Consider the following 7,726-nt stretch of genomic DNA (forward strand, 5'->3'; position numbering starts at 1 on the left):
ATTTATGGTTGTACCCGAACCAGTACTGGCTCCGGTGATGTTTCCAGTAATAGTTCCTATTGTCCATGAAAAACTGCTGGCAGCACTGGCTGTTAAAGCAATATTCGGACTTGTTCCGCTACAGATACTTGCCGTAGCTGAATTGGTCACAGTAGGAGTTGGATTTACCGTTACAGTTATTGTAAAGGTGGCACCAGCACATAATCCTGTAGTTGCAGTAGGGGTAACTAAATATTGTACAGTTCCGGCAGTTGCATTACTAGGATTAGTTAATGTCTGATTTATGGTTGATCCCGAACCAGCACTGGCTCCGGTGATGTTTCCAGTAATAGTTCCTATTGTCCATGAAAAATTGCTAGGAGCACTGGCTGTTAAAGCAATATTTGGACTTGTTCCGCTACAGATACTTGCCGTAGCTGAATTGGTTACAGCAGGAGTTGGGTTTACCGTTACAGTTATTGTAAAGGCAGCCCCGGCACATGATCCTGTAGTTGCAGTAGGGGTAACTAAATATTGTACAGTTCCGGCAGTTGCATTACTAGGATTAGTTAATGTCTGATTTATGGTTGATCCCGAACCAGCACTGGCTCCGGTGATGTTTCCAGTAATAGTTCCTATTGTCCATGAAAAATTGCTAGGAGTACTGGCTGTTAAAGCAATATTTGGACTTGTTCCGCTACAGATACTTGCCGTAGCTGAATTGGTAACCGCAGGAGTTGGGTTTACCGTTACAGTTATTGTAAAGGTGGCACCAGCACATGATCCTGTAGTTGCAGTAGGGGTAACTAAATATTGTACAGTTCCGGCAGTTGCATTACTAGGATTAGTTAATGTCTGATTTATGGTTGATCCCGAACCAGCACTGGCTCCGGTGATGTTTCCAGTAATAGTTCCTATTGTCCATGAAAAATTGCTAGGAGTACTGGCTGTTAAAGCAATATTCGGACTTGTTCCGCTACAGATACTGGCAGTTGCTGAGTTGGTTACAGCAGGAGTTGGATTTACCGTTACAGTTATTGTAAAGGTGGCACCAGCACATGATCCTGTAGTTGCAGTAGGGGTAACTAAATATTGTACAGTTCCGGCAGTTGCATTACTAGGATTAGTCAATATCTGATTTATGGTTGTACCTGAACCAGCATTGGCTCCGGTGATGTTTCCAGTAATAGTTCCTATTGTCCATGAAAAACTGCTGGCAGCACTGGCTGTTAAAGCAATATTCGGACTTGTTCCGCTACAGATACTGGCAGTGGCTGAATTGGTCACAGTAGATGTTGGATTAATAGTAATTACCGCTGATTCTGATCCTATAGTTCCAGGACAAATGTTGCTACTAATTACTGCTCTGAAATATGTTGTTTCAGTAAGGTTTGAAGGAGTAGTGTAGGTTGTTGTTGGATAATTTAATTGATTGGTATTTGGTACCTCAGTCCAAGAATCATTATTATTAGGACTTTGTTCCCATCTGACTATATTTCCAACTTGACCACTAAGAGTAAGTGTTGTAGTAGTATTTACACCATAACAATATGTTGCATCAGGTGTAACAGTTCCTCTAAGGTAGATGATAAAATCAATGTCATTTAAGGCACATGGTGCGGAATTAATACTTCCTCCTGAAAATGAAAGATATTGTGCCAATGTAATTGTGCCATTATTAGAGCTATTACAGAATGTATCTCCAAATATTGATAAGGGTATCTTTAATTCAATAAAACTATTATCACCAGGATCATAGTTCCCAATTGCACTTGCAAGATCTGTTGGTGCAACATAGCTAGGGTCAATGCTTCCATTTGCATTATATTTAGTAATAGTTAGTTCGTTTTTACTTGCATCTATCTGTAATACTATTTCCGCTCCTTTTATTGGGTAATCAACATTTTTATAAGTCTCACTCGTTAATCCTGTGGAAGTATTATTATCGGTATTAATATAATATCTAAATATTGCAGAACCTCCGTTTCCATTATTAACACCTAATAACAGATATGGGGTTGTACCGTCTTTCGTTATTGCAAATACTCTTTCAACCTGACATGTTGAAGAAGCATTAGCATCTACTACTTTCGTTTGTGCATTGAGATATTCAGTTGTACTGTAGTTGCCATCAGGTACAGTTTGGCTATAAATATCTGTAAGACTTAATAAACTTAATAAAATAAATACAAGTATTTTTTTCGAATGGGTAAAAGTTGTTTTCATATTGATTTATTTTAAATCGTTAGAAAATGAGATAATTAGTTTTTGGGATGTTCCTAATATAATTCCAAATAAAATAGTCTTATTAGACTTTCAGTTAGTATGGATGGTATTATTTAAAAATCAATCTTTATTTGAGAAATAAAGTTTTGAAGGATTTTGTTTTTAAAATGACTAACCAGATTTTTAGGTAATCAATTGGTTATTATTTTGATGTCAAACAAAAAAGAGTATTAATAGAATAGTAGTTTTACTTTCATAATAATCTAATTTTGATATTAGATGATATCCAAATATTAAATTCTAATTAAATTGATTCTTAATCCGTTTTTGGGGTTAACGAAATAAATTATTTAATAATTCATTAAGTTTCAATTTAAATACTATGAAATTTTTCTTTTTAGGAGGTTAAAAGAGATTTCATTTGGGGCTCAATATTCTTTAAATGAATTGTTTAAAGAATCACTTTATTTGTCTAATTAAAATTAAATATAATAAGTGGTATTGTCTTATTTTCTCTATAAATAACCTAAAAACTCGTTGAAATGTGTATTTTGAGAATCCTACTTAATTAATTATAATTTATTGTTATATAATTACTAATAGGATAAAAATATGTTTTAATTGTTTTGGATGGCTTCGTGTGTCGTTATTCAGTATAGACAGCTGTTAAAACACCAAAACCCCGAATGAAAGACATTCGGGGTTTTGGTGTTTTAAGCGATTTATTGAAATAAATTTTATAAATCTGTAATGATAAATTCACTTCTACGATTCATTTGGTGTTCTTCTTCAGTACATTTTACACCATCAGCACATTTGTTTACCAATTGGTTTTCACCATAACCTTTACCTGTTAATCTATTAGGACTGATTCCATTTTTTACTAACCAATTAATGGTAGATTTGGCTCTTCGGTCAGATAATGCTTCGTTGTATTTGAAAGAAGCACGACTATCAGTATGAGAGCGAATGTCTAATTTCATTTTTGGATATTGATTTAAAACATCTAATATTTTTTCTAAATCCAGTGCAGCTTCTGTTCTAATATTAGATTTATCCAGATCAAAATAAATCATTTTGATACCAAAACATTTACCTAAATCATCACCAATAGTTACTTTACACTGGTCTTTTTCCAAGGTAATAGGTAAATACGTTTTTCCATTAGTTTTAGGAACTGTAATTTGTTTTTCATTACTGCTATAGTTTTCTTTTTCAGCTCTTACAGTGTATAGTTTTCCACATTCTACAAGGAAGTTGTAGTCTCCATTTGCATCAGCTTCTACATTTTTTAAAGCATTCATTTTACTATCAAACAAAGTTACTTTAGCATTAGGAATGGCGATGTTGGATTCGGCATCAGTAATTTTTCCGTATAGTTCTTGTTCACAAATTAATTTTCTTGTTTCTAAGAATTGATAGATATCGTCATATCCCTGACCACCATCTCTATTGGAAGACAAAAATCCTTTACGGGATTTTGTATCAATAATATAGGCAAAGTCATCTTTTGGAGAATTGGCATCCATTCCTATATTTTCTACTTTATTAAAAGAGCCGTCATTATTAATTCGTGACATAAAAATATCTAATCCACCTAAGCCTGGATGTCCGTCAGAAGCAAAGTAAAGTTCATTTTCCGCGCTGACAAAAGGGAATGTTTCTCTTCCTTCGGTATTTATATCAGTACCTAAATTTGTCGGAGTAGCAAAAGAACCATCTTCGTTAATCTGAACTTTGAAAATATCAGACAAACCTATTGTTCCCGGCATATCTGAAGCAAAATACAATGTTTTTTCGTCAGGACTTAGAGTAGGGTGGGCTGTACTGTAGCTGTCACTGGTAAAAGGCAGGGCTTGTATGTTAGTCCATTTGTCAGCTTCCAGTGTCGCTTTGTATAATTTAACTAAGGTAATTCCGTTTTCGTTTTTACCCTTTTTACCATCGATATAATTGTTACGGGTAAAATAAACTGTTTTTCCATCTTTAGTAAAAACAGGAGTTGCTTCGTTAAATTTTGATTTTAACGATTTGTTAAATTTTACAGGATTCGTTGGTGACATTTCATCTCCTAAATCGGCACTATATAAATTGGTGAAATGTTGATCCGTCCAAGTGTGTTTTCTATGTCCTAAACTTCCGGTATCTCTTGCTGAAGTAAAGACAATTTTATTATCATAAAAACTGGAACCATAATCAGAATATTGTGAATTTATGGCTGCATTTTCTATTTTATATCTTCCTGAATTTGCTTTTATTTCATCTAAATAGTTGGTGTTTTTTTTAAATAGTTGTGCTCTACTATCATTATTTGAAATTTTATCAAACTGTTCTAAAATTTGATCTGCCTTTTTATTTTCGTTAATGGCTCGTAATGATTGTGCATAACGATAATAATAAGTAGGTTCGATTTGTGTTTCAGGCATTGCAAAAAGTTCGGCATACCATTTAACGGCTTTTTCTAATTCTCCGTTAAAATAATAGGCATTACCTAATTTTTGAAACATTGAAGCCGATTTATATCCTTTCTCTGCTACTTTCTCATAGGTTTTAATGGCATCTATATAGGCATAGTTATCATAGTTTTTATCGGCATTAGCCAACTTAGCTTTTTGGGAATAAATGTTAAATGAAAAAACACTTACTATAGCCACGCAAAGGAGTATCTTTTTTTTCATGATAATAGTATTTAGAAGAATCTTGGAGTTGTAATTTTTTTGTTGTTTTTGAAAATTTCGTATCGCAAGAAAATTTCATGTGAGCCAGAATTGTAATTGTCTAATTTAGTAGTTTCTAAATCATATCCATATCCTATATACATTGCTTCAGAAACTTGAAATCCAACCATGGCACTTGCTGATGCACTCCAACGGTAAGCGAGTCCTAAGGTAAGTTTATCATTAAACATAAAGTTTCCAGACATATCCACTTGTAAAGGAGCCCCCTGAACCATCTTAGTTAACAAAGCAGGTTTGAATTTAAGATTGTAACTTAAATCCATAACATAACCGGCAATTAAATAGTAAGTCATTTTTTCTTTAAAGAGTGCCACATCATTATCATCGTATCGATTTGATTCTATAAAGTTAGGTATTGAGAATCCTACGTAAGCTTTATCAGAGTGAAGATAAACCCCAGCTCCAATATTAGGTGTAAATCTATTATTGAACCCTTGTAATTTAGGATCTCCACTATGTTCCGGAGAAAGTTTATTAGGGTTTAAATCAAATAAATTGGCTGTAGCTTTAATACCAAAAGATAGTTTTACCGTTTCCGAAGTAGGAATAGTGTAGGATAGATCGGTAGATAATGTGTTTTCGGTAGTTGGACCAATTTTATCATTGATAATTGTTACACCTAAGCCTAATCTGCTATTATTAAAAGGTGTGTTGATAGAAACGGCATTAGTTGTAGGAGCTCCGTCTAATCCAACCCATTGGGTACGATGTAAGGCAAATATACTCATAGCCCCTCTCGAACCGGCATAAGCCGGATTTACATTTATAGTGTTGTACATGTACTGTGTAAATTGTGCATCCTGTTGTGCATAACTTACCACTGCTGTAAACATCAAACTGATTAGTAGTAATTTTGTTTTCATCTGACTTGGTTTTATAACCTGAGGTTTTGTTTTTATCAAAACCTCAGGTATTAGATTTGAGTTTTTTATCTGGAAAGGTATAGGTATCCTTGTTTTTTGTTAGCTATTATTTCATTTTGTAAACCAACTGATGTATAGTTCAGAATATAGAAATAAGTTCCGGTAGGTAATCCAGCTGATTTATCAACTGTAACTCTGCCTTCAGATACTCCTTTGAATGATACATCTTCATTGTTGTATCCTTTGGCTTCATAAACTAATACTCCCCATCTGTTATAAATTTCTACAGAGTTTTCAGGGTAACAAAGTGTATCTTCAATGTTGTCGATTTTAAATTTATCATTGAATTCATCTCCATTAGGAGTAAAAGCATTATGAACTTCAATAGTTCCACAACCCAATACAAAACTTTGATCAATTTTGATATTGATAACATAGTTAATTGGACAAGTTTCGGTTTCAATATTATATTGGAAACTATAATCACCAGAAGCTACATTGTTAGGATCTAAAATACTTCCGTTTAAAGCACCTGAATTATTTACATCAACCCAAGTTCCGTTTGATGGAGCATCTTGAGGTAAATAAGTAGTTAAGTCCACTGGAGTACCATTTACGCTATTGATAAAATCAGGAACATTAATTGTTGTAATATTTGGAACAATATTTACTATTACTCTCTGAGTTGCAGTAGTTATATTTCCATTTCCATCATTGAAAGTCCAAGTAATGATATGTGTACCCTGTGTATTGTAAGTCAAAGGATCATTAGTTGTTCCAGTGATAGTTCCTGCACAATTGTCTGTTGTAGTTGGTGCAGTTGCATTAGCAATACATTGTCCAATTACATCTGCTAAAACAGGAGCTACAGGAGTTGTTACATCTTTTACTATTACTTTTTGAATCGCTGTAGTAATGTTTCCATTTCCATCATTGAAAGTCCAAGTAATAGTATGTGTTCCTTGAGTTGTATACGTTAAAGGATCATTAGTCGTTCCAGTGATCGTTCCTTTACAATTATCAGTTGTAGCAGGAGCTGTAGCAGTAGCTGAACATTGTCCAGTTACATCAGCCAAAGTAGGAATTACCGGAGCCGTTACATCTTTTACAATTACATTCTGATTAGCTGTAGTTGTATTTCCGTTACCATCATTGAAAGTCCATGTCACTATTGTTGTTCCCTGAGTTGTAATAGGGAATACAGTAGTTGTTGTTCCGGTGATTGTACCTGCACAAGCATCAGTTGTGGTAGGAGCTACTGGAGTTCCGCTACATCCGTTAATAGTTACATCAGCTAAACTAGGAGCTATCGGAGCCGTAACGTCTTTTACTGTGATTACTTGAGATTTAGAAGATTCATTACCACAAGCATCTTTAGCCGTCCAGGTTCTGGTCAACGTATAGTTGCTAGCAAAGATTTCACTTATATTAGATTTCACTTCTCTGAACGATACCACTGGATTTGCATCACAGTTATCTGTAGCTGTTAAAATAGCTGCAGTTGAAATTGCCGAAGAACATTCAACGGTCAAATCAGCAGGAGCTTCGCTCAATACCGGAGCAGTTGTATCTTGAACATTAATAGTTTGTACATGAGTTGTAACATTATTACATAAGTCAGTAGCCGTCCATGTACGAGTCAGAGTATAAGCTCCGGCACAAGCACCTTGAGTTTTCACTTCAGCGAATGTTACAGCAGCAGTACCACAGTTATCAGTAGCAGTTAAAGTAGCAGCCTGAGGAATTTCAGAACATTCTACAGTAACATTAGCAGGTAATGTTTCAACGAAAACAGGTTTTGTTTTGTCTTCTACACTAATAGTTTGTACATGAGTTGTAGTATTATTACATAAGTCAGTAGCCGTCCATGTACGAGTCAGGGTATAAGCTCCTGCACAAGCACCTTCCGTTTTCACTTCA

At 34.5% G+C, this 7,726-nt stretch carries 4 protein-coding genes; all 4 read right to left on the reverse strand.

The genetic code is table 11. The features are described 5' to 3' along the window. The coding region (locus tag IEV84_RS16300) for a beta strand repeat-containing protein (RefSeq protein WP_306451827.1) at positions 1–2,205 on the reverse strand (2,205 nt) is incomplete at its 3' end. Between the two features lie 737 nt (positions 2,206–2,942). Next, on the reverse strand, positions 2,943–4,883 hold the full coding sequence (locus tag IEV84_RS16305; RefSeq protein ID WP_188495850.1) for an OmpA family protein: 1,941 nt from the start codon (positions 4,881–4,883) through the stop codon (positions 2,943–2,945). 11 nt (positions 4,884–4,894) lie between these two features. Then, the gene (locus IEV84_RS16310; protein WP_188495851.1) at positions 4,895–5,806 is read right to left on the reverse strand and encodes a PorP/SprF family type IX secretion system membrane protein; all 912 of its coding nucleotides are present in this window, start codon (positions 5,804–5,806) and stop codon (positions 4,895–4,897) included. A gap of 65 nt (positions 5,807–5,871) precedes the next feature. After that, the coding region (locus IEV84_RS16315; protein ID WP_188495853.1) for an HYR-like domain-containing protein at positions 5,872–7,726 on the reverse strand (1,855 nt) is incomplete at its 5' end.

The sequence above is a fragment of the Flavobacterium palustre genome (assembly GCF_014639535.1).
Classification (GTDB): Bacteria; Bacteroidota; Bacteroidia; order Flavobacteriales; family Flavobacteriaceae; genus Flavobacterium; species Flavobacterium palustre.

What these genes read in the sequence shown, in the direction of transcription:
- IEV84_RS16305 (WP_188495850.1), bottom strand. Translation starts at nt 4,883, where the DNA reads ATGAAAAAAAAGATACTCCTTTGCGTGGCTATAGTAAGTGTTTTTTCA.
- IEV84_RS16310 (WP_188495851.1), bottom strand. Translation starts at nt 5,806, where the DNA reads ATGAAAACAAAATTACTACTAATCAGTTTGATGTTTACAGCAGTGGTA.